Genomic DNA, 22,172 nt, shown 5'->3' on the forward strand with positions numbered 1-22,172 from the left:
ATGGATCACCAGCCGCCCAAACCGCGCAAGAGCATGCATGCCCAGATCGTTCAGGACTTGGGCATGCACATCGTTTCCGGCCGCTTCAAGCCCGAAGAACGCCTGCCCATGGAGGCCACGCTCTGCGAGGAGTACAAGGTCAGCCGCTCGGTGCTGCGCGAGGCGACCCGGGTGCTCAGCGCCAAGGGCCTGGTGTATTCCAAGCCACGGGTGGGCGCGGTGGTGCGGCCACGCTTGAAATGGCATTTGCTCGACCCGGATGTGCTGTCCTGGTTGATGCAGTCCACGCCCCACAGTGAGTTTTTCAACACCCTGGCCGGTGTGCGGCGGATTCTTGAACCGGAAATCGCCGCCATGGCCGCGACCACCGCCACCGATGAAGACATCGCCACCATCGAACAAGCCTACCTGGGCATGGAAACCGCGCAAACCCACGAACAGCTGCTGCAAGCCGACCTGGACTTCCACCGCGCCATCGCCGATGCCACCCGCAACGACCTGCTGGCCTATATGTGCAACATGCTTTCATTGCCGTTGCGCGAGTCGATCAACATCACCAACCGCCGCCCGGATATCCAGGGCCTGAGCCTGCCCCGGCACAAGGCGATCCTTACCGCGATCCAGAACCGCGACGCGCTTGGGGCGCGGCATGCGTCGCTGGTGCAGTTGGATGACACGCGGGTAGCGCTGGATACGGTGATGAATGTGCTCACGCCGCTCTGAAGCGGGAGCTGGCAACCGGGCTTTATCGGGTGTAACTCGATCCAAATGTGGGAGCGGGCTTGCTCGCGAATGCGGTGGATCAGTCACTGAATCTGTTGACTGACATACCGCATTCGCGAGCAAGCCCGCTCCCACAAGGGTTATGCGGTGTGCCCGCACATCCTGCTCTTTGTTTACAGGGTGTAGGCGATTCCCACCTGCACCGTGCGCGGCGCGCCTGGGTAGGCGTAGATGTTGCCGAACGCACCTTCTTCATACTCGCGGTTGAACAGGTTCTTCACATCCAGGTTCAGCCGCACCTTGTCGTTGACCTTGTAGTAGCTGAGCAGGTCGACCACGGTGTAGGCGTCCATCGAGAACGCCGTGTTGGCGGTCTGGCCAGCGCGCTGGTCGACGTACTTGCCGCCGGCGCCCAGGCCCAGGCCCTTGAGGGCGCCGTCCTGGAACTCGTACACGTTGAGCAGGCTGAAGCTGTTGCGCGGGATGTTCAGCAGGCGGGTGCAGGAGCGGATCGTGTTGTCCTTGGTCACTTCGGCATCCACATAGGCATAACCGCCGATCACGCGCCATTCAGGGGTGAGGTTGCCCGCTACGTTCAGGTCAAAACCACGGCTGCGGACTTGGCCAGCCGCAACGCTGAACGCTGAGTCCACTGGGTCGGTGGTGAGGACGTTTTTCTTCTCGATCTGATAGATCGCTGCGTCCACGCTCAGTTGGCGATCCAGCGCTTCCCACTTCACACCCATCTCGTAGGACTTGCCTTTTTCCGGCTCAAACCCACCGCCCTGACGGCTGGCGCCGGTGTTGGGCTTGAACGAGCGTGCGGCGTCGGCATACACCGCCACAGTGTCGGTGAGGTCGTAGATCACGCCCACGCGTGGGGTGACCGCATTGTCCGCTGCTTGCCAGTTCTTGGTACCCGGCACGTAGGATTCGTATTCATGTTCAAAGCGTTCGAAGCGCGCACCGGCCAACACTTTCAAACGCTCGGTCAACGCCACTTGGTCCTGGACAAAGGCCGCGTAGGTCTTGAGGTTTTCCTTGTCGTGGGTCGGTGTGCGCGTCAGCGGTGGGCGCGTCTGGCCGTAGACCGGGTTGAAGATATCGATCGGGTAAGTGCCTACTGCGGCGCTGGAGCGCTGGATGATCGACTTGTAGTCGTAGTCTTCGTACTCGATACCGGTCAGCAGAGTGTGATCGAAGCCGCCGGTAGAGAAATGCCCGGTCAGGTTGAGCTGGTAGTCCTTGTCGGTCCACTCCAGCTTGCGGTAGTTGAAATTGCGTTGCAGCGTGCGGCCGTCGGCGCCCAGGCTGGTCGTGCCGTTGGCCTCGATGGCGTTGCCCGCCAGGGTGCCATCCAGCCACTGGAACCCACCGCCCAATGTCCAGTTGTCGTTGAGCAGATGCTCGAAACGCAATTGCGCCATATTGTTGTCGTTGTGCAGCTTGCCCACGTCCTTGTCACCCCAGAAGGTGTCGCGCGAAGGCGTGCCACGCTGGTTGGGGAAGCGCGTGAGGCCGCGATCCAGCGGGTGGTTGTTGCGCATGAAGTCGCCTTCGAAGATCACCTTGGTGTCATCGCTGGCCTGCCAGGTGATCACCGGGGTCACGCCGTAGCGCTCGGTCTCGACATGGTCACGGAAGGTGTCGCCGCCCTCGCCCACTACGTTCAGGCGATAGGCCAGGCGACCTTGCTCGTCCAGTGGGCCGGAGGCGTCGAGGGTGGCGCGCTGCATGCCCTGGTCATTCAGCTGACTGCCGAGGGTTACGGTCGGCTCGGCCAGCGGTTGCTTGGAGACCACGTTGAACGTGCCGCCGGGGTCGCCACGGCCGTAGAGCATGGTGGCCGGCCCGCGCAGCACTTCGAGGCGCTCGATGGTGTTGGCGTCCGGCATGTTCGGGTAGCCACGGTTGATCGGGAAACCGTTGCGGTAGAACTCGCCGGTGGTAAAGCCACGCACGGTGAAGGTGGTGAGCCCCTGCCCGCCAAAGTTGTTGGCCCGGCCCACGCCGCCGGCGTAGTCCAACGCATCCTGCAAGCGCGTGGCGCCGATGTCTTCAACCACCGCCTTGGACACTACGCTGATCGATTGCGGCGTTTCATGAATGGAGGTGTCAGTTCGCGTCGCACTGGCCGAACGTGTGGCGTGGTATCCCTGCAACGGCCCCTGGGCCGTTTCATAGTCGGCTGCGCCGGTGATGCTGGTGGCTTGCAGCTCGATAGCGGTTTTTTCAACCGGTTCGACCTCGGCCCAACTGAAAGGGGAAAACGCCTGAAGCACACAAATGGAAACCAGGGTACGACGCATAGAGGATGAGCCTAGTGAAAGAGCCAGATGGAGCGGCATATCTGCCAATTATTTTGCGGCGCATGTTATCCGAACACATCAACGATTGATATGTATTCTCATTCACTATTTTTCGAGTATCCATTTGGTAACAATCCCCTCACGGGGGAAATTGCAGACCAAAAAAAGCCACTCGATTGAGTGGCTCATGGACGGCGTGGCTCGCCTCAGCGATACCGCTCCAACCAATGCGCATACGGCGCAGGCAAGGTCCAGGACGACTTCTCAACGCCCAGTTCCTTGGCCGCAAAGTACGCCCAGTGCGGATCAGCCAAGTGCGCACGGCCGACCGATACCAGGTCCAGATGACCGGCCTGCAACGCGCCTTCCGCCAGTTGCGGGGTGCCAAAGCCCCAGGCCGAAGTTACCGGGATACCGGCTTCGCGGCGCACGCGCTCGGCGACCGGGCCCATAAAGGCCGGGCCCCACGGGATATTGGTGTCGGGGATGGTGAAACCGACGCTGACGCTCAGCAGGTCCAGGCCACCGGCCTTGAAGCGGCGGGCCAGTTCGATGGACTCGGTGAGGGTCTGTTCGTCACGACCGTCGTACTCGATCACGCCGAAACGCGCGGTCAGCGGCAGGTTTTCCGGCCACACCTCACGCACCGCGGCCAGGGTTTCCAGAAGGAAACGGCTGCGGTTGTCGAAGCTGCCACCGTAGGCGTCGGTACGCTGGTTGGAATGCTCGGAGAAGAAGCTCTGGCCCAGGTAGCCGTGGGCGAAGTGCAACTCGATCCATTCAAAACCGGCGTCACGGGCACGACGAGCGGCGTCGACGAAGTTCTGTTTGACCCGGTGGATATCGTCCAGGGTCATTGCATGCGGCACCTGAGGCAGGTTCGCGCCGAACGCAATGGCCGACGGCGCGATGGTTTCCCAGCTGCGCGCATCGGATGCGGCTATGTGGTCATCGCCTTCCCATGGGCGATTGGCGCTGGCTTTGCGGCCGGCATGCGCAATCTGAATGCCCGGCACCGAGCCCGCTGCCTTGATGGCCTTGACCATCGGTACGAATGCCTCGGCGTGGGCGTCACTCCAGATACCGGCACAGCCCGGAGTGATGCGGCCTTCGGGGGCGACGGCAGTGGCTTCGACCACCACCAGGCCGGCGCCGCCACGGGCCATGCTGGCCAGGTGCACTTGGTGCCAGTCATTGACGATGCCGTCATCGGCCATGTACTGACACATCGGCGGAATGGCGATGCGATTGCGCAGGGTGACGTCTTTGAGTTTGAAGGGTTCGAACAAGGCTGCCATCGGGGACTCCAGGAGCAAGTGAGTGATTCGATAGTTCGATGGTAATCGAACTATGGTGCTCAACGATACCCCCCTGTTATGATTCGCCGCATGCGAGCCTTCAAACACCCCACCCTTCAAGACCTGACCCTCGAGCGTCTGCTGTACGCCTTGAGTGATCCGGTGCGCCTGGAAATCGTGCGCTGCCTGGCCACTGTGCCCGAGGCCACTTGCGGCGAACTGGACGGTGGGCGACCCAAGTCCAGCATGTCCCACCACTTTCGCGTATTGCGCGACGCCGGCCTGGTGCAAACCCGCAGCGTGGGTACAACCCACATGAACTCGCTGCGCGCCGAGGTGCTTGAAAGCCGCTTTCCGGGCCTGCTTGAGTGCATTCTGGCCCAGCGGTAAACCGCATCAGTCCAGCAGCGCGATCAGCCGCGGCTCTATCGACGTATCCCCCAGCTCCAGCACCGCCACGGTTACCGGCAACTTGAAGCGCCGCCGCCCTGCACTGCCGGGGTTCACATACAGCGTTGCGCCGCGCCATTCGATCAGCGGCTTGTGCGAATGGCCGGTGATCACCAGGCGCGTGTACGAATCGAGCAAGGCCGGGACGTCGGCGATGTCATGCACCACCAATGTCTGCCAGCCCTTTAAATCGATGCTCAGATGGTCGGGCACCCGCGCCGCCCACGCTGCATCCTGATCATTATTGCCGCGCACGGCATACAGGGGCGCGATCTGCGCCAATTGCTCAAGAATCTCGGGGCTGCCGATATCGCCGGCATGGATAAGCTGTTCGCAGCCCTGCAAGGCTACTACGGCTTCAGGGCGCAACAGGCCGTGGGTATCGGAAATCACGCCGATTTTCATGCTTGCTCCGGGGCGTCGGGTTCAGGCTGGCGGCTCACTGCGAGCCTGCGCAGCCCGCTCAAAAGTCAGTGCACCAATCCGCCCTTGCAGCCGATCGACAAACTGCTGGGCCTCCAACCGAGTGGCGAACATCAAGCTAAGTTCACCCAGGTGTAACAGACAGTCTTTGGGTGAATCAACGTCTTCAAGCTCGATCCTCATATACCCTCCTTACTGTGGGCTTGACTGAACCGTGAGCAACCGGTGCGCCGTCTAGATACACACGGTCTTTGCCGTTGCCTTTGGATGCGTAAAGGTTGCGATCCGCGCATTTGAGCACCGCCGACAGCTCGGCCCCGGTCGTAAACCGCGCCATGCCGGCGCTGCAGGTGTAGTCATGGGGCGGCGCGACACTGCAGCGGATCGCTTGCAGCAGGCGCAGCGCAAAGTCGCACGCTACGGCCGGATCATCCCCCACCAGCAGCACGCCAAACTCCTCGCCACCGATACGACCGACACTGTGACTGCCCTGGGTGGATTTGAGGCAATCGGCCATGGCGCACAGGATCTTGTCGCCGACGTCGTGGCCGAACTGGTCATTCTTCAACTTGAAACTGTCGATATCCAACATCATGAAATAGCCGCTTTCGCCCGCGTCAATCAGCTTGGCGAAGCTCTCCATGAACGCCCGTCGGTTCAACAAGGACGTCAGGTAATCGGTTTGCGCCATTACTCTGAACTCACTCTCTACCAGCAGCACCGAACGCAGGTTTTTCAGGTAGGAAAAATTCAGGATAAAGCCGATCGCCACCGAGGCCGCGCAAAAGGTAAACAGGTAAATTTCCACACCTTCGTAAAGGCCCACCTGGATATTCGGCCACGTCACTACCCAGATCACGCTGGCGGCTACCAGGAAATCCTGAGCGGCGATAAACAGCAGTGCGCTGCTGACCACCAGGGTCACGGCAAGAGGCAAGGCAAACACCTGCAGTTGCGGATGTATGCGAATCACGTAGGCGAACCCGACGCAGAGCAGCGCCATATAGACGATACCCAACGCCCGCCACACAAAATAGTTGGTTGCCGCACGGTGAAATCGATACACCGCAAACAGACAACCGGTGATGGCCACCAGATACAGACCAAAGGTGTTTTCACGGTCAGCCAGCAACACGCCCAACCACGCGATGATCCCGATCACCTCAGCCTGGGCAACCGCAGGAGACAGCAATCGCTGCATTCGCGGTCTGATTCTCAAGTTAGCCGGCATCGCCACACTCCCTGCGCATTAGTTGCTCACCGACATTCGTCTTGGCCCAATTTAATACTGTGCAGGCTGATCGCAAACCAATAAGCCATGAAACGCCTGACCAAACTCACAAACGAGGGAAGCACTTCAAGCAGGGTTCTTGAATGCACTTTGAAATAGCCCCGATCAGCCCCCTCCTGAACCAGCCTGATGACGTGCGTCTTGGACACGGAAATTTGTTTCGCCAGTGATAAATAAGAAGACACCTTGAAACTTTCGCCGTGATTATTCGGCACGCACGTATCAATATAAATGGCCAGCATCAACAGATGCCCTGCATCTCGTTTCACCAGCCAATGACACTCCGGCGCTAATACATCAATGGTCAGCTGACGGCGAAGAACAATCGAGAAGCCCTTGAAGTAAAGTTCCAGAAAGGCTCGATCATCGCACTCACGCATCTGCCGGAAAATCGCGTCCTCGGTACACATCACGGCCAGCGGTTCCACGACGGAGTTGAGCATCAACCGCACTTCCTGGCACGCTAGAGGCGAGGGGCTGAACACTCGGAAACGGCTGTCATCCGGGTGGCCCTTCACGCTCATGAATCCCAAGGCCCTGAACACCAGGAATATTGATTCCAGGCTGTTCTTCGAACAAAAGCCGCGCGCTGTACAAAACGCTTTTACCTCGGACAGCAAGGGCGCCGGCTTGGAAAAGTAATCACTGAGTAATGTGAACGACACCATCAAACGGCTGAGGTGCAACGCGCTTTTATAAAAAAACGGTCGTTTTGAATAAGGCATCAACAGCATTGCATAGTGCGAACGTATGCATGCTTCAAAATCCGTGTGGCGCTCAAACGTCTGCGCCGAACTATCTATAGCCGATTGCACCGCATTGACGCGCATGAGAAAGAGCCCTGATCACCCAACTTGAATCCACTGATCTCAGCCACAGAACTTCTGCAGCCGGGCCTCATAACAACTCGCGTCGTAGACACCGCCACTGATGGCGTTTTGCCTAGAAGCCAATGTAACGCGATTACTTGAGGTGACCGCATCGCTACCAAAATTGTTCCAAACGCCCGCCGATTATTAAGCGCAATATTGCAAAGTCATGTCTTGTGACATTTTCTTACATTTAAACCAACAACTAACTCGCCGACACAAGGCAAGAAGCGGGCGGCGACTTAAACGATTCAGGTGCCAGGGCGAACCTTTCACCGGCAAACGGCGTCCGAGCTAGGGCATTGCTCCTTTTCGTCCGCTGCGAGGGCCTCGTTTGAAAGCCGCTATCACCAAGAAATATCGCCTGGTTATCAAGACCATGGGCTACGTGGGCTGGTCGCTGTTCTGGCTGTTGCTGTGGGACGTGGCCGTTACCGTGGATTTCATGCTGTTTCTTACCGCCAAGATCAATCTGCCGTTGATGCCACTCACCCTGCTGGGTTCGGCGCTGGTGGTGTTGATCAGTTTTCGCAACAGCAGCGCCTATAACCGCTGGTGGGAGGCCCGCACGCTGTGGGGGGCGATGGTCAACAATTCCCGCAGCTTCGCTCGCCAGGTGCTGACCCTGCTGGACGACCCAGGCTCTGACGTGAACCCGGTCAAGTCCACCCTGCTGCGGCGCCATGTGGCTTACGTTAACTGCCTGGCCGCGCACCTCAAGGGCCAGCCGTGCCCCGAGGAGGTGCGCGCGTTTATTCCCGCCGAGGAGTTCGCACGCAATGGCGCCACGAATAATTTTGCGAATGACATCCTCACCGGCTCGGCGGCGCTGCTGGCCAAGGAATACAAGGCCGGGCACCTGGACAGTATTCGTCTGGCGCGGCTGGAGTCGACCCTGGTGGACCTGTCCAACGCCCAGGGCGGCATGGAGCGTATCGCCAACACGCCACTGCCCTACCCTTACGTGTATTTCCCACGGCTGTTTATCTCGTTGTTCTGCCTGATCGTACCGGTGGGCCTGGTGGAGTCCCTGGGCTGGTTCACCCCGCTGGCCTCCACGGTGGTGGGCTTTATGCTGCTGGCCATCGAGCGCATCGGCACCGATTTGCAAAGCCCGTTTCACTCCAGTGAACACCAGATCCAGATGGAAACCATCTGCGAAACCATCGAGAAAAACCTGCAATCGATGCAGCGTGATGCGCTGGGTGGCGAACGCATCGGTTAAACACCCTTTGCAGCCTAAAGTGCGTGCCCCCGCAGTCGATATACAGGGGGTACGCATGGACTACACCCCCTCATAACAACTCATGCGACGCCCACCGCTACCGTTTCTGCCTTGCCAAAACTATAAATACCCGCGGGAGAAATCATGAACATCAAGCAAAAGCTTACCTGGGCGTTTGCGGCCATCGCGTGCCTGCCGGTCATCCTGGTGGCTGTGTTGGTCGTACTGAACCTGCGCGAGGGGGCCCTGGCCAATTTCCTCGACAGCAGCGGCCGCGAGATCCGCCAGATCGACAATGGCATGAAGCAGTTCTTCGACGGCATCAGCCAGAACGTCGAGTACGTGGCCAAGGACCCACGCGTGGTCGCGGCCAAAGACCTCAAGAGCTACGCCGGCGCCGATGCCGCACAAATCCCGCTGACCCCGACCAACACCGAGCTGCTGGCGATTTTCGACCAGTTCGCCAAGAGCCACCCCAGCACTGCCTATTTATCCCTGGGCTTGAAGGACGGCGGCTACGCCAGCTGGCCGGACGACACCAAACTGAACAACTACGACCCACGCGTGCGCCCCTGGTACCAGGCTGCCACTGCTGCACCGGGCAAGACCGTGCGCACCGGCGCCTACTACTGGGCGCCGGACGATGTGACGCTGATCGGCACCGTGCACACCGTGGCCGACGCCACCGGCAATATTCTGGGCGTGGTGGGCCTGGACGTCTCGCTCAAGCAACTCACCGAGCTGGTACGCAACATCAAGCTGGGCGACAGCGGCTACCTGATGCTGGTGGAAGCCAATGGCAACGTGCTGGTAGACCCCAGCGATGCCAAGCATAACTTCAAGCCCCTGGTCGACCTGGGCCCCAACTACGCCGAACTGGCCAAACGCGGCGATGGCGTGACCCAGATCGACATCGACGGCGTGCCCTACATGGCCAACGTGGTCAGCTCCAAAGACCTGGGCTGGCGTTTTATCGGTTTGATCAAGCGCGATGAAGTAATGGCCGGCGCCACCCGCCTGACCTGGCTGATCGCCGCTATCGCAGCGGCACTGGCGGTGGTGTTCGCGATTGTCGGCGCCAGCTTTGCCAGCGTGATCGTGCGTCCGATTCGCGGCGTGGCCGACGGCCTGCAGGAGATTGCCGAAGGCGAAGGCGACCTCACCCGTCAACTCAAAGTGCAAGGCAAGGACGAAACCGCCAGCCTGGCAGGCTGGTTCAACCAGTTCCTGAGCATGATCGCCCAGCTGGTGCAGCGCATCGGCAACGCCTCCTCCGACCTGCAAAGCGCCGCCGCCGACACCCGCGAAGTCGCCAACAACATGAACCAGGCCGCCGGTCGTCAGCGCGAGGCCGTGGAGCTGGTGAGCACCGCGTTCAACGAAATGGTGGCCACCGCCAACGAAGTCGCGCGTTCCTGCAGCGCCGCCGCGACCAGCGCCGACGAAGGCTATCGCGATGTGCACGATGGCCAGCAGCATATCGGCGAAGCCACCGGCAGCGTGCTCAAGCTGAGCGAAGACCTGCAAAAGTCGACCCAGACCATGCAGTTGCTTGAGCAGGACAGCAAAAACATCAACACCATCCTCGACACCATCCGGTCGATTGCCGAGCAGACCAACCTGTTGGCGCTCAACGCCGCGATTGAAGCCGCACGCGCCGGTGACCAGGGCCGTGGGTTCGCCGTGGTGGCCGACGAGGTACGGGCCCTGGCACGGCGCACCGCCGACTCCACCGGCGAGATCGACAGCCTGCTGGGCAACCTCGCCCGCCGCACCCAGGAGGTGACCCAGCAGATGCAGGGCAGCCTGCAGGTGTCCCACACCAGCGTGGAGCGCATCCAGCAAGCCCGCGACAGCTTCGACAAAATCCGCGGTTCGGTGGACTCGATCCGTGACCAGAACACCCAGATCGCCACGGCCGCCGAGGAGCAGCACCAGGTCGCCGAAGAGATCAACCGGCACATCGCGCAGATCCACGCCGACGCGCAGTTGGTGGAAGGCTTTGCGCATTCGGCGCAGACCGGCTCGGGCCGCTTGACCGATATTTCCGGTCAGCTCAAAGGCTTGGTGGGGCGCTTCAAGTTCTAGGTATTGTCAGCCCGGGGTCGCCTGCGGGGGCGTGTATTGGCTACTATAGCCAGGCGCCCCCGCCTTTTGCCCAACGACTCCGGAGCCTTAATGCCCAACCCCAAGGACACTGCCCCCGACAGCAGCGGCCCGATGATTCCCGAGCAGCGGCGTGAGCTGATCCTGCGGCAGTTGCGCAAGCATCAGGTGCTCAGCGTGCATCAGTTGATGGAGATGTTCGACTGTTCGCACATGACCGTGCGCCGCGACATTGCGTTGCTGGAGCAGGATGGACGGGCCTATTCGGTCACCGGTGGGGTGCGGATTGCCAGCCAATTGCACAGCGAGCCCAGCCATCAGTCCAAGGCGGTTGTCGAGCTGCCGCAAAAGCAGGCCATGGCCCGCCTGGCCGCCCGCCTGCTGCACGCGGACATGACGGTGTACCTCGATGCCGGCACCAGCACCCTGGAGATCGTGCCGTACATCAAGGCATTGTCGGGGATGACTGTGGTGACCAACGATTTCGGAATTGTGCAGGCGCTGATGGACGCGCCGCAGGTGACGGTGATCCACACCGGCGGGCAACTGGACCACGACAACCACTCGTCCGTCGGCGGGCTGGCGGTGGCGACATTGCGCCAGGTGGTCACGGATATCGCCTTTGTGTCGACCAGTTCCTGGGACCTGCACCGCGGCATCACCACCCCCTCGGCGCTGAAGGTCGAGGTCAAGCAAGTGGCGATGCAGTCGGCGTCGCAGGTGGTACTGGTGGCCAGCAGCTCAAAATACGGCACCTTCAGCATGTACCGTATCGCCGGGCTGGAACCGTTTGACGTGATCATCAGCGACGATGCCCTGGCCCCCGCCGCCGCGGATGGCATCCGCAAGCGCGGGATCGAACTGATGCTGCCGGGCGATCCCCCGTTGGTTTGAGCCTATTTTTTGTGGCGAGCGGGCTTGCCCGCGTTGGGTCGCGAAGCGGCCCTAACCCAAGCGATGCGGTGTCGCCTGACACACCGCAGAGTCAGGTTTCAGGGCTGCTGCGCACCCCAACGCGGGCAAGCCCGCTCGCCACAGCAAGCCCGTTCGCCACAACAGTCCCGCTTCAGCGCCGCTCAGCGCGCCTTCCAGTCTCGCAACCATTGCAAGCCGGCCGAGGTGTCACCCTTTGGTCGGTACTCGCAGCCGACCCAACCGTCATAGCCCAACTGGTCCATCAACTCGAACAGGTAGGCGTAGTTCAGCTCGCCCAGATCGGGCTCGTGGCGGTCCGGCACGCCGGCAATCTGGATGTGCCCAATACCGTCGAAATCCCTGCGCAGTTTGGTCGCCAGGTCACCCTCGACGATCTGGCAGTGGTAGCAGTCGAACTGCACCTTTACGTTGCTCGCGCCGACTTCACGACAGATCGCGTGCGCCTGGTCCTGGCGATTGAGGAAGAACCCCGGCATGTCGCGGGTGTTGATCGGCTCCAGCAAGACCGTGACACCGACCTTGGCCGCTGCGGCGCTGGCGTAGGCCAGATTCTCCAGGTACACCGCGTGATGACGCTCGCGCAACGACTCTGACGGCAGCAGGCCCGCCATCACATGCACACGGGCATTGCCCAGCACGCCTGCGTACTCCAGGGCGCGGTCGAAGCCGCTGCGAAACTCGGCCTCACGCCCCGGCAACGTGGCGATACCACGCTCCCCCGCCGCCCAGTCACCAGGCGGCGCATTGAACAGGGCCTGGACCAGGCCGTTATCGCTCAAGCGCTGCTTGAGGGCCTCGGCGCTGTAGTCGTAGGGGAACAGGTATTCCACCGCATCAAACCCATCGGCTTTCGCCGCAGCGAAGCGCTCGAGAAAATCATGTTGCGGGTACAGCATGCTCAGGTTGGCAGCAAAACGAGGCATAAAAGCTCCCAGGTATCAGACAAAAGGCCAGATCAGCAGGGTAATCAGGAAACCCAACGTACCGAGCAAGGTGGTGATCACCGTCCAGGTGCGCAGACCATCCGCCACATTCAGCCCGGCGAGCTTGGTGAAAATCCAGTAACCGGCGTCGTTGATATGCGACATCGCCAGCCCGCCACCGCCCATGGCCAGGCACAGCAGTGCCATGTGGTTGGGGGTCAGGTTGAGGGTCACGATCAGCGGGCTGATGATCCCCGCCGTGGTCACCAGGGCCACGGTGGTGGAACCCTGTACCGCCCGCAGCAGCATGGTCAGCAAAAAGCCCAGGGCCAGCACCGGCAGGCCGGTGGTGCGCAGCATGTCGGAGACTACCGCGCCGATGCCGGTGTCCACCAGCACCTTGCCGAACACCCCGCCGGCGCCGGCGATCAGGATCACCATGGCCACGCCCGGCAAGGCCGAGCCGATCACGTCCGAGACCTGGCTACGGCTCCAGCCACGGCGCGAGCCCAGCAGCCAGGCGCACAGCAACGTGTCGATCAGCAGCGCCACCAGCGGCGCGCCCAATACAGTCATTACGCCACGCAAAGTCGATTCCACCGGCAGCAAGGAAGTGGCCAGGGTGCCCAGCAGGATCAATACGATCGGCAGCAGAATCAGCCCGACGATCAGGCCGAACCCCGGCGCAGGCGCTGGCGGCAGCTTGGCTGCGATAGCGCTGCTGGACTCTTCCAGGCCCCTATGCGACTCAGCCACCGCGGTCTGTTGCACCGCCTGGTGGTTGCCGTTGGTCCAGGCTCGCAGATCCTCATTGGTCACGTGCGGGCCATAGACTTCGGCGCGGATATCATCGGTCATCGGGTAGAAGCGCCGGGTCATGCGCCCCGCCACGCGGTAGCCGATGTAGCACAGCAACGCGGTGATCGGCAGGCCGAACATCAACACCCGGCCCAGGTCCGCACCCAGTTGGCTGGCAGCGGCCACGGCGCCCGGATGGGGTGGCAGGAAGGCATGCACGGTAAGCAGCGCCGCACACATCGGCAGCGCGAACACCAGCAGCGGCTTGCGCGCCCGGCGTGCCACGCCGTAAGCCAGCGGCATCAGGATAATCACCCCGACCTCGAAGAATACCGGCACACCGATGATGAACCCGGCAATGGTCAGCGCCAGCGGCGTACGTCGGTTGCCGAAGCGCTCGATCAGCGACTTGGCCAAGGCCTCGGCACCGCCGGACAGCTCGATGATCCGCCCGATCATCGCGCCCAGGGCAATGATGATCGCAATGTGGCCGAGGGTCTTGCCCATGCCGCCTTCAATCGTCGCCACCAGATCCGCCGGCTTCACCCCGGCCACCAGCGCCACCACAATACTGACCAGCATCAGCGCAACAAACGGCTGGAATTTGTACTTGAGGACTAGGAACAGCAGCAGCGCGATGCCCGCGCCGGCGGTCAACATCAAAATCAGTGGGCTCATTCGAGAATGTCCTGTTGTTATTGTTTTTTTACGCAAGCCGGGTCCGTCGAGCGCCAAACCTGGCGCTCGGGCAGCACTTGCAGTGTCGTCTTTCGGGTTACCAGTGCGCGCCGAACGTCTCGCGCAATTCATCCAATGCGGCCTGATCCAACGGCGCAGGCCGAGGGTTGCTCATCAACCAGAGCCGGGCGGTTTCCTCCAGCTCTTCCAGGGCGTAGCTGGCCTTGGCCACCGAGCTTTCCCAGACCACCGGGCCCAGGCGCTCCAGCATCACCCCACGCACGCTGTTGGCCAGTTGCGCGACTTGTTCGGCGACCTTGGGCGAACCCGGACGCTGGTAGCCGATCAGGGGAATGTGCCCGACCTTCATCACCTGATAAGGCGTGAGCGGCGGCAGAATATCGTCCGCCCGCCACACCCCGGCCAAGGTCAGCGCCACCAAGTGGGTGGAATGCGTGTGCACCACGCCGCCGACGCTCGGGTTGCGGTCATACACTTGGCGATGCAGGGCCAGGGTCTTCGACGGTTTGTCGCCGGACACCCACTCCCCTTGCAGATTGACCTTGGCAATGGATGCAGGCACCAGGCGCCCCAGGCACACGTCAGTGGGCGTGATCAACCAACCATCGTCGAGGCGCGCACTGATATTGCCGGCACTGCCGACGGTGTAGCCGCGTTGGTACAGGCTGCGGCCGACATCGCAAATCTCTTCGCGCAGGGCCTGTTCATCGGCGCCGCTCATTGGGCACCTCCGGCCAACTGCGTGAGGGCTTTGGCGAAGAAGTCACGGCCGCCGAAGTTGCCCGATTTCAGGGCCAGTGCCAGCGGCTCGTCGCCACTGCTGACGGTGGCCGGCACGCCCGGGTCGATTTGCGCACCGATCTGCAGCAGGTTCACGCCGAGGGCCTTGACTACCGCCCCGGAGGTTTCGCCGCCGGCAATCACAAAGCGCCGCACGCCCTGCTGACGCAAGCCGGCAGCAATCGCGCCCAAGGCGTTCTCCACCAGTGCCCCGGCGCGCTCGACACCCAGTTGTTGCTGCACTGCCTTGACCTCGGCCGAGGAACTGGTGGCGTAGATCAACACCGTACTCGCACTGCCTTGGGCAAAGGCCAGGGCCTGGGCCACCACCGGTTCACCGGCAGCCAGGGCCAATGGATCGAGGCGCAACGCCGGGCGCCCCGCTTCGCACCAGGCCGCAACCTGGCCGAGGGTCGCCACCGACGCGCTGCCGGCCAGCACCACTTCACCTCCACGGATGGCAGGCAATGCCGCCGCATCGAAGTCGCGCAGCTTGCCGGCGCGGCGGAAATTGCCCGGCAGCCCCAGGGCCAGGCCCGAACCACCGGTGAGCAAAGGCAAGTCGGCACAGGCGCTGCCCAGGGTGTAGAGGTCCTGGTCGGACAGCGCGTCGGCAATCGCAATCCCCACGCCTTGTTCACGCAGTTCGGCGATCTTTGCGCGTGTCGCTTCAACACCGGCGGCGATGCTGTCGTAACGCAGCAAACCGACCGGCAATGCGGTCTGGCTTTGCAGCACACGCACCAGGTTGGCGTCGCCCATCGGTGTCAGCGGGTGATTCTGCATGCCGGACTCGTTGAGCAACTGATCCTGCACAAACAGGTGGCCACGGAAAATCGTCCGGCCATTCTCCGGGAACGCCGGGCAGGCCAGGGTAAAATCGCTGCCCAACGCCTTTAGCAAGGCTTGGCTGACCTGGCCGATATTGCCGGCGGCGGTGGAGTCGAAGGTCGAGCAATATTTGAAGAAGATCTGCTCGCAGCCCTGCTCGCGCAACCAGTCGAGTGCCGCCAGGGATTCCTCGACGGCCTCCACAGCCGGGGTGGTGCGCGATTTGAGGGCGATGACAATCGCGTCCGCATCCAGCCCCGCCGCTACTTCGCGGCTGGGTATGCCAATGCTTTGCACGGTGCGCATGCCGCCGCGCACCAGCATGTTGGCGAGGTCGGTGGCACCGGTAAAATCGTCGGCGATGCAGCCCAGCAGCGGGCGCGTGGTGGCGTTAGTCATAAAACGTTCCTTACACAGGCTCGGGCTTGGCGGTCGGCAGGTCGATGCCCGGGAAAATCTTGATCACCGCCGAGTCATCCTCGCGGCCAAAACCGGCACTGGAAGCTTGCATGAACATCTGGTGCGCAGTGGCCGACAACGGCAGCGGGAATTTGCTCGCACGGGCGGTATCCAGCACCAGCCCCAGGTCCTTGACGAAAATATCCACCGCCGACAGCGGCGTGTAATCAGCCTTGAGAATGTGCGGCACGCGGTTTTCAAACATCCAGGAATTGCCGGCGCTGTGGGTGATCACCTCGTACAAGGCATCGGCGTCCACCCCTTCGCGCAGGCCCAGGGCCATGGCTTCGGCGGAGGCCGCGATATGAACGCCGGCGAGCAGTTGGTTGATGATTTTGACTTTCGAACCCAGGCCATGCACGTCGCCCAGGCGATAGACCTTGCCCGCCATGCCGGCCAATACAGCCTCGGCCTTGGCGTAGGCGGCTTGCGGGCCGGAGGTCATCATGGTCATTTCGCCGGCTGCCGCCTTGGCCGCGCCGCCGGAGATCGGCGCATCCAGATACAGCAGGCCCTGCTCGGCCAGGCGCTGGCCCAGGTCCACGGCGTAGGTCGGTGCCACGGTGGCGCAGCCGATAACCAGGCTGCCGGGGCGCAATGCGCCAACCGCGCCACCTTCACCGAACAATACGGTTTCGGTCTGCTCGGCATTGACCACCACGGTGATGATCACATCACACGCATCGGCCATCAGCGCCGGTGACGCGCACGCCACCCCGCCTTCGCCCGCGAACTGCTGGGTAACGGCATCGCGCACATCGCAGGCGTGCACATTAAAGCCTGCACGCAACAACGAGCGGGCAATACCCAGCCCCATCGCGCCCAAACCAATTACACCGACATTCTTATTATTCATGGGGTACTCCAGGGGAAAACGGCGGCTGACGCCTCACCGGCGAGCCGCGTTGGAATTGCAGTCGATCATCCACCAATGAACGGATTATGTGAAGTATTTTTTTGATTTAACATTTATTAACACGCACCCAACAAAATCCCGTTCGACACCCTTTATCGCGTCGCCCCTGCGAACTCGTTTCCCGCTCTTGTGCTTTACGTATTATGGTATACCATCATACGCAAACCACCCTCGTCAGACGGAGCAGCTCATGAGTTTCGAAATCCGCAAGATCGTCAGCTACGTAGAAGAAACCTTTATCGAAGGCGGCAAAGCCTCCGACACCCCGGTAAAAATGGTCGGCCTGGCCGTGGTTCTGAAAAACCCTTGGCTGGGCCGTGGGTTCGTCGAAGACCTTAAACCGGAGATCCGCGCCAATTGCTCCGACCTCGGTGCACTGATGGTCGAACGCCTGGTGGGCATCATTGGCGGTGCCGAGAACATCCAAGCGTATGGCAAGGCCGCGGTGGTCGGCGCCGACGGCGAGATTGAACACGCGAGCGCAATCATCCATACCCTGCGCTTTGGCAATCACTACCGCGAAGCGGTCAAGGCCAAGAGCTACCTGAGCTTTACCAACAAGCGCGGCGGCCCGGGCACTTCGATCCAGGTCCCGATGATGCACAAGGATGACGAGGGCCTGCGCTCGCACTACATCACCCTGGAAATGCAGATCGAAGATTCGCCGCGTGCCGACGAAATCGTCGTGGTGCTGGGTTGCGCCGATGGCGGTCGCCTGCACCCACGCATCGGCAACCGCTATATCGACCTGGAAGAGCTGGCGGCTGAAAAAGCCCAGTAAGCAAGATCGGCCACAATAAAAAGCATGCAGGAGCGCTCCATGATTCGGCTCACCGCTGAACGCACCCCGGCTGGCACCAGTTATCTGGCGACCGGCCAAGGCCAGCCTGTGGTTTTGATCCACGGCGTGGGCCTGAATAAAGAAATGTGGGGCGGGCAAGTCGTTGGCCTGGCCACGAATTACCGCGTGATCACCTATGACATGCTCGGCCATGGCGCAAGCCCGCGCCCGGCCGCCGGCACGCCGCTGCTGGGTTATGCCGACCAGTTGCTGGAACTGCTCGACCACCTGCAATTGCCTCACGCCACGGTGATCGGCTTTTCCATGGGCGGCCTGGTGGCGCGGGCGTTTGCCTTGCATTACCCGGAGCGCCTGCAGGGCCTGGTGGTGCTCAACAGTGTATTCAATCGCAGCCCGGAACAGCGCGCCGGGGTGATCGCACGCACCGCCCAGGCCGCCGAGCACGGGCCGGATGCGAATGCCGAAGCCGCACTGTCGCGCTGGTTCAGTCGCGAATACCAGGCTGCCAACCCGGCGCAAATCGCCGCACTGCGTGAAACCCTGGCGGGTAACGACCCCCAGGGCTACCTCACCACGTATGAGCTGTTTGCGACCCAAGACATGTACCGCGCCGACGACCTCAAGGGGCTGCGCGTGCCCACCCTGGTCGCCACCGGCGAACTCGACCCGGGCTCGACCCCGGAAATGGCCCGGCAACTGGCCGATCGCATTCCCGGCGCGACCGTTGCGGTGCTGGCCGAGCAACGGCATATGATGCCGGTAGAATCGCCACGCCTGGTCAACCAGCTGCTGCTGGGGTTTCTTGACACGGTGTACGCCCAAAACAATCCAATCAAGGGGATCGTTGCATGACACTCGCACGCTTCCAGATGTGCATCGGCGGTGAATGGGTCGATGCCCTGTCCGGCAAGACTTTCGACAGCCTCAACCCGGCCCTGGCCGAACCCTGGGCGCAACTGCCCGACGCCGACGAAGCCGATGTGGAGCGTGCCGTGCAGGCTGCCCAAAGCGCTTTCGACAGCCCGGCTTGGCGTGGGCTCACCGCCACGGCGCGGGGCAAGTTACTGCGTCGCCTGGGTGACCTGATCGCCGACAACAAGGAGCAATTGGCCCAGCTGGAAAGCCGCGACAACGGCAAGCTGATCCGCGAAACCCGTGGCCAGGTCAGCTACCTGCCCGAGTTCTTCCACTACACCGCAGGCCTGGCCGACAAGCTCGAAGGCGGCACCCTGCCCTCGATAAGCCCGACCTGTTCGCCTACACCGTGCACGAAGCCATGGGCGTGGTCGCCGCAATCATTCCGTGGAACAGCCCGCTGTACCTGACCGCGATCAAACTCGCGCCGGCGTTGGCGGCAGGCAATACCATCGTGATCAAGCCGTCGGAACACGCCTCGGCAACCATCCTTGAACTGGCGCGCCTGGCCCTCGAAGCCGGCATTCCACCGGGCGTGGTCAACGTGGTGACCGGCTACGGCCCGAGCACCGGCGCCGCCCTCACCCGCCACCCGCTGGTGCGCAAGATCGCCTTTACCGGCGGCGCGGCCACGGCTCGGCATGTGGTGCGCAGCAGCGCGGAGAATTTCGCCAAGCTGTCCCTGGAACTGGGCGGCAAGTCGCCGAATATCATTTTTGCCGACGCCGACCTCGACAGCGCCATCAACGGCGCAATCGCCGGGATCTACGCGGCGTCCGGGCAAAGCTGCGTCTCCGGCTCGCGCCTGCTGGTACAGGAAGAAATCTACGACGAATTCGTCGAGCGCCTGGTGGAACGCGCCCAGCGTATTCGCATCGGCAACCCACAGGACGACGCCAGCGAGATGGGCCCCATGGCCACCGCGCAGCAACTGGCCGTGGTCGAGGGCCTGGTGGCCGATGCCATCGCCGAAGGTGCACGCCTGCGCACCGGGGGCAAGCGCCCGCAGAACCTCGGCGAAGGCTGGTTCTATGAGCCGACGCTGTTTGAGTGCGATCGCAACTCGATGAAGATCATGCAGGAAGAAGTGTTCGGCCCGGTGGCCTCGGTCATCCGCTTCAAAGACGAAGCCGAAGCGCTGGCCATCGCCAACGACTCGCAGTTCGGCCTTGCCGCCGGCATCTGGACCCGCGACCTCGGCCGCGCCCACCGCCTGGCCCGAGACGTGCGCTCGGGGATCATCTGGGTCAACACCTACCGCGCCGTGTCGGCCATGGCGCCTATCGGCGGCTTCAAGAACAGTGGCTACGGCCGCGAAAGCGGCATCGATTCGGTGCTGGCCTACACCGAGCTGAAAACGGTGTGGATCAACCTCTCCCAGGCGCCCATGCCTGATCCTTTTGTGATGCGTTAAGAGACCCCGACCATGATCGAACCCGGCATTTACAAAGACGTCATGAGCTCCTTCCCTTCCGGCGTCACGGTGGTCACCACCCTCGACCCGGACGGTGGCATCGTCGGCATCACCGCCAGCGCGTTCAGCGCGCTGTCGATCGATCCGGCCCTGGTGCTGTTTTGCCCCAACTACGCCTCGGACACCTACCCGATCCTGCGCGACAGCAAGCGCTTTGCGATCCATTTGCTGTCAGCCGAGCAGACCGCCGAGGCCTACGCGTTCGCCGGCAAAGGCAAGGACAAGGCCAAGGGCATCGAGTGGCACTTGAGCGAACTGGGTAACCCGCTGCTGGCCAAGGCTACGGCGATTATCGAGTGCGAACTGTGGCGCGAATACGACGGCGGTGATCATGCGATCATCGTGGGCGCGGTGAAGAACCTGATCCTGCCCGCGCAGCCAGTCACGCCGATGATCTACCACAAGGGCAAGCTGGGCCCGCTGCCCACCCTGGCCTGAGGCGCGCCGGGGGCAGGATGGGAGCCCGTGAGGGTTTGTCGCTTAAAGAACGCAGCATGATAAACTTCGGCATGATTTCGGCCCAGGCCCCCAGTTAACCGCTAAATTCAGAGCAGACCCCATGAAACGCGCGCCCCTCGACGACAGCTTCAAGGTCAATCACAACCCGGTCACCCTGCGCGAAATCGTGCTGGAAAAACTGCGCAGCGCCATCATGAACTTCCAACTGCTGCCGGGTGATCGCCTGGTGGAGCGCGACCTGTGCGACCGCCTCGGCGTCAGCCGCACTTCGGTGCGCGAAGCCTTGCGCCACCTGGAATCCGAAGGCCTGGTGGAGTTCGCCGATGCCAAGGGCCCGCAAGTGGCGATCATCACCCTGGCCGATGCCGTCGACATCTATGAGCTGCGTTGCGTGCTCGAGGGGTTGATCGTGCAACTGTTCACCCTGCGCGCCAAGGCCAAGGACATCAAAGCCCTGGAAAAAGCCCTGGAGGAGAACCGCAAGGCCCTCAAGGACGGCGAGTTGCAACAGGTCATCGATTCGGTACAAGGCTTCTACGACGTGTTGCTTGAAGGCTCCGGCAACCACGTGGCCGCCACCCAACTGCGCCAGTTGCAGGCGCGCATCAGCTACCTGCGCGCCACCTCGGTGTCCCAGGAAAACCGTCGCGGTACCAGCAACCAGGAAATGGAACGCATGGTCCAGGCGATCAAGAGCGGCGACCCGCTGGCCGCCCACCAAGCCTGCGTCGACCACGTGCGCGCCGCGGCTGCCGTGGCCCTGGATTACCTCAAGCGCAAACAGGAAGAGACCGGCAAGCTGCCGGAGATCACCCTGCCCATTGCCCTTAAAGAACCGCGCATAGGTCACTGACCGTGTTCAGCCCCAGCTTTTGCCCGAAATGCGGCGGCAGTGACCTCGGTCACCAGCTGCCACCGGGCGATACCCATGAGCGCCTGATGTGCCGGGGCTGCGGCTATATCCACTACATCAACCCCAAGATCATCGCCGGCTGCATCATCGAGCAAGACGGCAAATACCTGCTGTGCCAGCGTGCGATCCCGCCACGCCCCGGCACCTGGACCCTGCCGGCCGGTTTCATGGAAGGCGGCGAAACCACCGAACAAGCCGCGTTGCGTGAGGTGTGGGAAGAAAGCGGCGTGCGTGCAGAAATCCTCTCGCCCTACTCGATCTTCAGCGTGCCGAAGATCAGCGAGGTGTACATCATCTTCCGCGCCATCGCACTGGAGATCACCGACCAGTTTGGCCCGGAAACCCTCGACTACAAATTCTTCGCACCCGAGGACATCCCCTGGGACAGCATCTACTACCCCGCGATCCGGCAGATCCTCGAACGCTATATCGAGGAACGCCAGGCCGGGGTGTATGGCATTTATATCGGGAATGACGACAGCGGCAGGATCCACTTTATCCGCTGATCTGCAGGTCGAACCGATTCCAAATGTGGGAGCTGGCTTGCCTGCGATGGCAACAACCGGGTTTGCC

General features: G+C 62.0%; 20 protein-coding genes and 1 pseudogene. 11 read left to right on the top strand and 10 right to left on the bottom strand.

Translation table 11 applies throughout. From position 1 onward, the window contains the following. Nucleotides 1–723, top strand: coding sequence for a FadR/GntR family transcriptional regulator (locus LRS56_14510; GenBank protein ID WDU65542.1), 723 nt, complete (start codon nucleotides 1–3; stop codon nucleotides 721–723). 173 nt (nucleotides 724–896) lie between these two features. Here the strand turns inward: LRS56_14510 and LRS56_14515 are convergent, their stop codons facing one another. Together LRS56_14515 and LRS56_14520 are read right to left on the bottom strand one after the other, a co-directional pair. Beyond that, nucleotides 897–3,032 (bottom strand): TonB-dependent receptor, encoded by a 2,136-nt coding sequence (locus LRS56_14515; GenBank protein WDU65543.1) that lies wholly within the window; start codon nucleotides 3,030–3,032, stop codon nucleotides 897–899. Between the two features lie 206 nt (nucleotides 3,033–3,238). Beyond that, a complete protein-coding gene (locus LRS56_14520; GenBank protein ID WDU65544.1) occupies nucleotides 3,239–4,330 on the bottom strand; it encodes an NADH:flavin oxidoreductase/NADH oxidase in 1,092 nt (363 codons plus the stop codon). 78 nt (nucleotides 4,331–4,408) lie between these two features. On the opposite strand from LRS56_14520, the gene LRS56_14525 reads away from it, so the two are divergent. Continuing rightward, entirely contained in the window at nucleotides 4,409–4,720 is a 312-nt protein-coding gene (locus LRS56_14525; protein WDU65545.1) for a helix-turn-helix domain-containing protein, read from the top strand. 6 nt (nucleotides 4,721–4,726) lie between these two features. On the opposite strand, the gene LRS56_14530 is transcribed toward LRS56_14525, so the two are convergent. From LRS56_14530 to LRS56_14540, 3 genes are all read right to left on the bottom strand, one after another. Continuing rightward, complete coding sequence (locus tag LRS56_14530) at nucleotides 4,727–5,185, bottom strand: metallophosphoesterase family protein (GenBank protein ID WDU65546.1); 459 nt, start codon at nucleotides 5,183–5,185, stop codon at nucleotides 4,727–4,729. Nucleotides 5,186–5,369: 184 nt separating this feature from the next. Then, nucleotides 5,370–6,434, bottom strand: coding sequence for a GGDEF domain-containing protein (locus tag LRS56_14535; GenBank protein ID WDU65547.1), 1,065 nt, complete (start codon nucleotides 6,432–6,434; stop codon nucleotides 5,370–5,372). A 26-nt stretch (nucleotides 6,435–6,460) separates the two neighbouring features. Further along, complete coding sequence (locus LRS56_14540; protein WDU65548.1) at nucleotides 6,461–7,324, bottom strand: hypothetical protein; 864 nt, start codon at nucleotides 7,322–7,324, stop codon at nucleotides 6,461–6,463. A gap of 373 nt (nucleotides 7,325–7,697) precedes the next feature. Between LRS56_14540 and LRS56_14545 the strand changes: the two genes are divergently transcribed. The 3 genes from LRS56_14545 (at nucleotide 7,698) to LRS56_14555 (ending at nucleotide 11,588) form a co-directional block, all read left to right on the top strand. After that, nucleotides 7,698–8,588 carry a bestrophin family ion channel gene (locus tag LRS56_14545; protein WDU65549.1) on the top strand — a complete coding sequence of 297 codons (891 nt, stop codon included), beginning with the start codon at nucleotides 7,698–7,700 and terminating at the stop codon, nucleotides 8,586–8,588. 144 nt (nucleotides 8,589–8,732) lie between these two features. Beyond that, nucleotides 8,733–10,676, top strand: coding sequence for a methyl-accepting chemotaxis protein (locus LRS56_14550; GenBank protein ID WDU65550.1), 1,944 nt, complete (start codon nucleotides 8,733–8,735; stop codon nucleotides 10,674–10,676). A gap of 90 nt (nucleotides 10,677–10,766) precedes the next feature. Continuing rightward, the gene (locus LRS56_14555) at nucleotides 10,767–11,588 is read left to right on the top strand and encodes a DeoR/GlpR family DNA-binding transcription regulator (protein WDU65551.1); all 822 of its coding nucleotides are present in this window, start codon (nucleotides 10,767–10,769) and stop codon (nucleotides 11,586–11,588) included. 182 nt (nucleotides 11,589–11,770) lie between these two features. Here the strand turns inward: LRS56_14555 and LRS56_14560 are convergent, their stop codons facing one another. The 5 genes from LRS56_14560 to LRS56_14580 form a co-directional block, all read right to left on the bottom strand. After that, nucleotides 11,771–12,553, bottom strand: coding sequence for a hydroxypyruvate isomerase family protein (locus LRS56_14560; protein ID WDU65552.1), 783 nt, complete (start codon nucleotides 12,551–12,553; stop codon nucleotides 11,771–11,773). A gap of 15 nt (nucleotides 12,554–12,568) precedes the next feature. Continuing rightward, nucleotides 12,569–14,029: an SLC13 family permease gene (locus LRS56_14565; GenBank protein WDU65553.1), complete on the bottom strand. Its 1,461-nt coding sequence runs from the start codon at nucleotides 14,027–14,029 to the stop codon at nucleotides 12,569–12,571. 97 nt (nucleotides 14,030–14,126) lie between these two features. Beyond that, nucleotides 14,127–14,771, bottom strand: a complete 645-nt coding sequence (locus LRS56_14570) for an aldolase (GenBank protein ID WDU65554.1) — start codon at nucleotides 14,769–14,771, stop codon at nucleotides 14,127–14,129. After that, entirely contained in the window at nucleotides 14,768–16,060 is a 1,293-nt protein-coding gene (locus tag LRS56_14575) for a four-carbon acid sugar kinase family protein (GenBank protein ID WDU65555.1), read from the bottom strand. Before LRS56_14575 ends, LRS56_14570 begins: the two co-directional genes overlap by 4 nt. Nucleotides 16,061–16,070: 10 nt before the next feature. Further along, a complete protein-coding gene (locus LRS56_14580) occupies nucleotides 16,071–16,976 on the bottom strand; it encodes an NAD(P)-dependent oxidoreductase (GenBank protein ID WDU65556.1) in 906 nt (301 codons plus the stop codon). A gap of 250 nt (nucleotides 16,977–17,226) precedes the next feature. Here LRS56_14580 and LRS56_14585 point away from each other — a divergent pair, with 250 nt between their 5' ends. The 6 genes and pseudogenes from LRS56_14585 to LRS56_14610 all read left to right on the top strand — a co-directional run bounded on the left by LRS56_14585 (nucleotide 17,227) and on the right by LRS56_14610 (nucleotide 22,105). Continuing rightward, nucleotides 17,227–17,817 carry an amino acid synthesis family protein gene (locus tag LRS56_14585; protein WDU65557.1) on the top strand — a complete coding sequence of 197 codons (591 nt, stop codon included), beginning with the start codon at nucleotides 17,227–17,229 and terminating at the stop codon, nucleotides 17,815–17,817. Nucleotides 17,818–17,856: 39 nt separating this feature from the next. Beyond that, nucleotides 17,857–18,690, top strand: a complete 834-nt coding sequence (locus LRS56_14590; GenBank protein WDU65558.1) for an alpha/beta fold hydrolase — start codon at nucleotides 17,857–17,859, stop codon at nucleotides 18,688–18,690. Next, nucleotides 18,687–20,167, top strand: a pseudogene (locus LRS56_14595) (aldehyde dehydrogenase). Before LRS56_14590 ends, LRS56_14595 begins: the two are co-directional and overlap by 4 nt. Before the next feature lie 12 nt (nucleotides 20,168–20,179). After that, complete coding sequence (locus LRS56_14600) at nucleotides 20,180–20,665, top strand: flavin reductase family protein (GenBank protein WDU65559.1); 486 nt, start codon at nucleotides 20,180–20,182, stop codon at nucleotides 20,663–20,665. A 121-nt stretch (nucleotides 20,666–20,786) separates the two neighbouring features. Beyond that, nucleotides 20,787–21,539, top strand: a complete 753-nt coding sequence (locus LRS56_14605) for a GntR family transcriptional regulator (protein ID WDU65560.1) — start codon at nucleotides 20,787–20,789, stop codon at nucleotides 21,537–21,539. A 2-nt stretch (nucleotides 21,540–21,541) separates the two neighbouring features. After that, nucleotides 21,542–22,105 (top strand): NUDIX hydrolase, encoded by a 564-nt coding sequence (locus LRS56_14610; GenBank protein ID WDU65561.1) that lies wholly within the window; start codon nucleotides 21,542–21,544, stop codon nucleotides 22,103–22,105. Nucleotides 22,106–22,172 lie beyond the last annotated feature (67 nt).

Source organism: Pseudomonas poae (genome assembly GCA_028869255.1).
Classification (GTDB): domain Bacteria; phylum Pseudomonadota; class Gammaproteobacteria; order Pseudomonadales; family Pseudomonadaceae; genus Aquipseudomonas; species Aquipseudomonas poae_C.

Bases quoted from the DNA above. Each gene is read 5' to 3' on its own strand.
- LRS56_14575 (WDU65555.1), bottom strand. From the start codon at position 16,060: ATGACTAACGCCACCACGCGCCCGCTGCTGGGCTGCATCGCCGACGAT.
- LRS56_14580 (WDU65556.1), bottom strand. From the start codon at position 16,976: ATGAATAATAAGAATGTCGGTGTAATTGGTTTGGGCGCGATGGGGCTG.
- LRS56_14600 (WDU65559.1), top strand. From the start codon at position 20,180: ATGATCGAACCCGGCATTTACAAAGACGTCATGAGCTCCTTCCCTTCC.
- LRS56_14515 (WDU65543.1), bottom strand. From the start codon at position 3,032: ATGCGTCGTACCCTGGTTTCCATTTGTGTGCTTCAGGCGTTTTCCCCT.
- LRS56_14530 (WDU65546.1), bottom strand. From the start codon at position 5,185: ATGAAAATCGGCGTGATTTCCGATACCCACGGCCTGTTGCGCCCTGAA.
- LRS56_14585 (WDU65557.1), top strand. From the start codon at position 17,227: ATGAGTTTCGAAATCCGCAAGATCGTCAGCTACGTAGAAGAAACCTTT.
- LRS56_14590 (WDU65558.1), top strand. From the start codon at position 17,857: ATGATTCGGCTCACCGCTGAACGCACCCCGGCTGGCACCAGTTATCTG.
- LRS56_14605 (WDU65560.1), top strand. From the start codon at position 20,787: ATGAAACGCGCGCCCCTCGACGACAGCTTCAAGGTCAATCACAACCCG.
- LRS56_14555 (WDU65551.1), top strand. From the start codon at position 10,767: ATGCCCAACCCCAAGGACACTGCCCCCGACAGCAGCGGCCCGATGATT.
- LRS56_14560 (WDU65552.1), bottom strand. From the start codon at position 12,553: ATGCCTCGTTTTGCTGCCAACCTGAGCATGCTGTACCCGCAACATGAT.
- LRS56_14540 (WDU65548.1), bottom strand. From the start codon at position 7,324: ATGCGCGTCAATGCGGTGCAATCGGCTATAGATAGTTCGGCGCAGACG.
- LRS56_14570 (WDU65554.1), bottom strand. From the start codon at position 14,771: ATGAGCGGCGCCGATGAACAGGCCCTGCGCGAAGAGATTTGCGATGTC.
- LRS56_14565 (WDU65553.1), bottom strand. From the start codon at position 14,029: ATGAGCCCACTGATTTTGATGTTGACCGCCGGCGCGGGCATCGCGCTG.
- LRS56_14550 (WDU65550.1), top strand. From the start codon at position 8,733: ATGAACATCAAGCAAAAGCTTACCTGGGCGTTTGCGGCCATCGCGTGC.
- LRS56_14520 (WDU65544.1), bottom strand. From the start codon at position 4,330: ATGGCAGCCTTGTTCGAACCCTTCAAACTCAAAGACGTCACCCTGCGC.
- LRS56_14510 (WDU65542.1), top strand. From the start codon at position 1: ATGGATCACCAGCCGCCCAAACCGCGCAAGAGCATGCATGCCCAGATC.
- LRS56_14525 (WDU65545.1), top strand. From the start codon at position 4,409: ATGATTCGCCGCATGCGAGCCTTCAAACACCCCACCCTTCAAGACCTG.
- LRS56_14535 (WDU65547.1), bottom strand. From the start codon at position 6,434: ATGCCGGCTAACTTGAGAATCAGACCGCGAATGCAGCGATTGCTGTCT.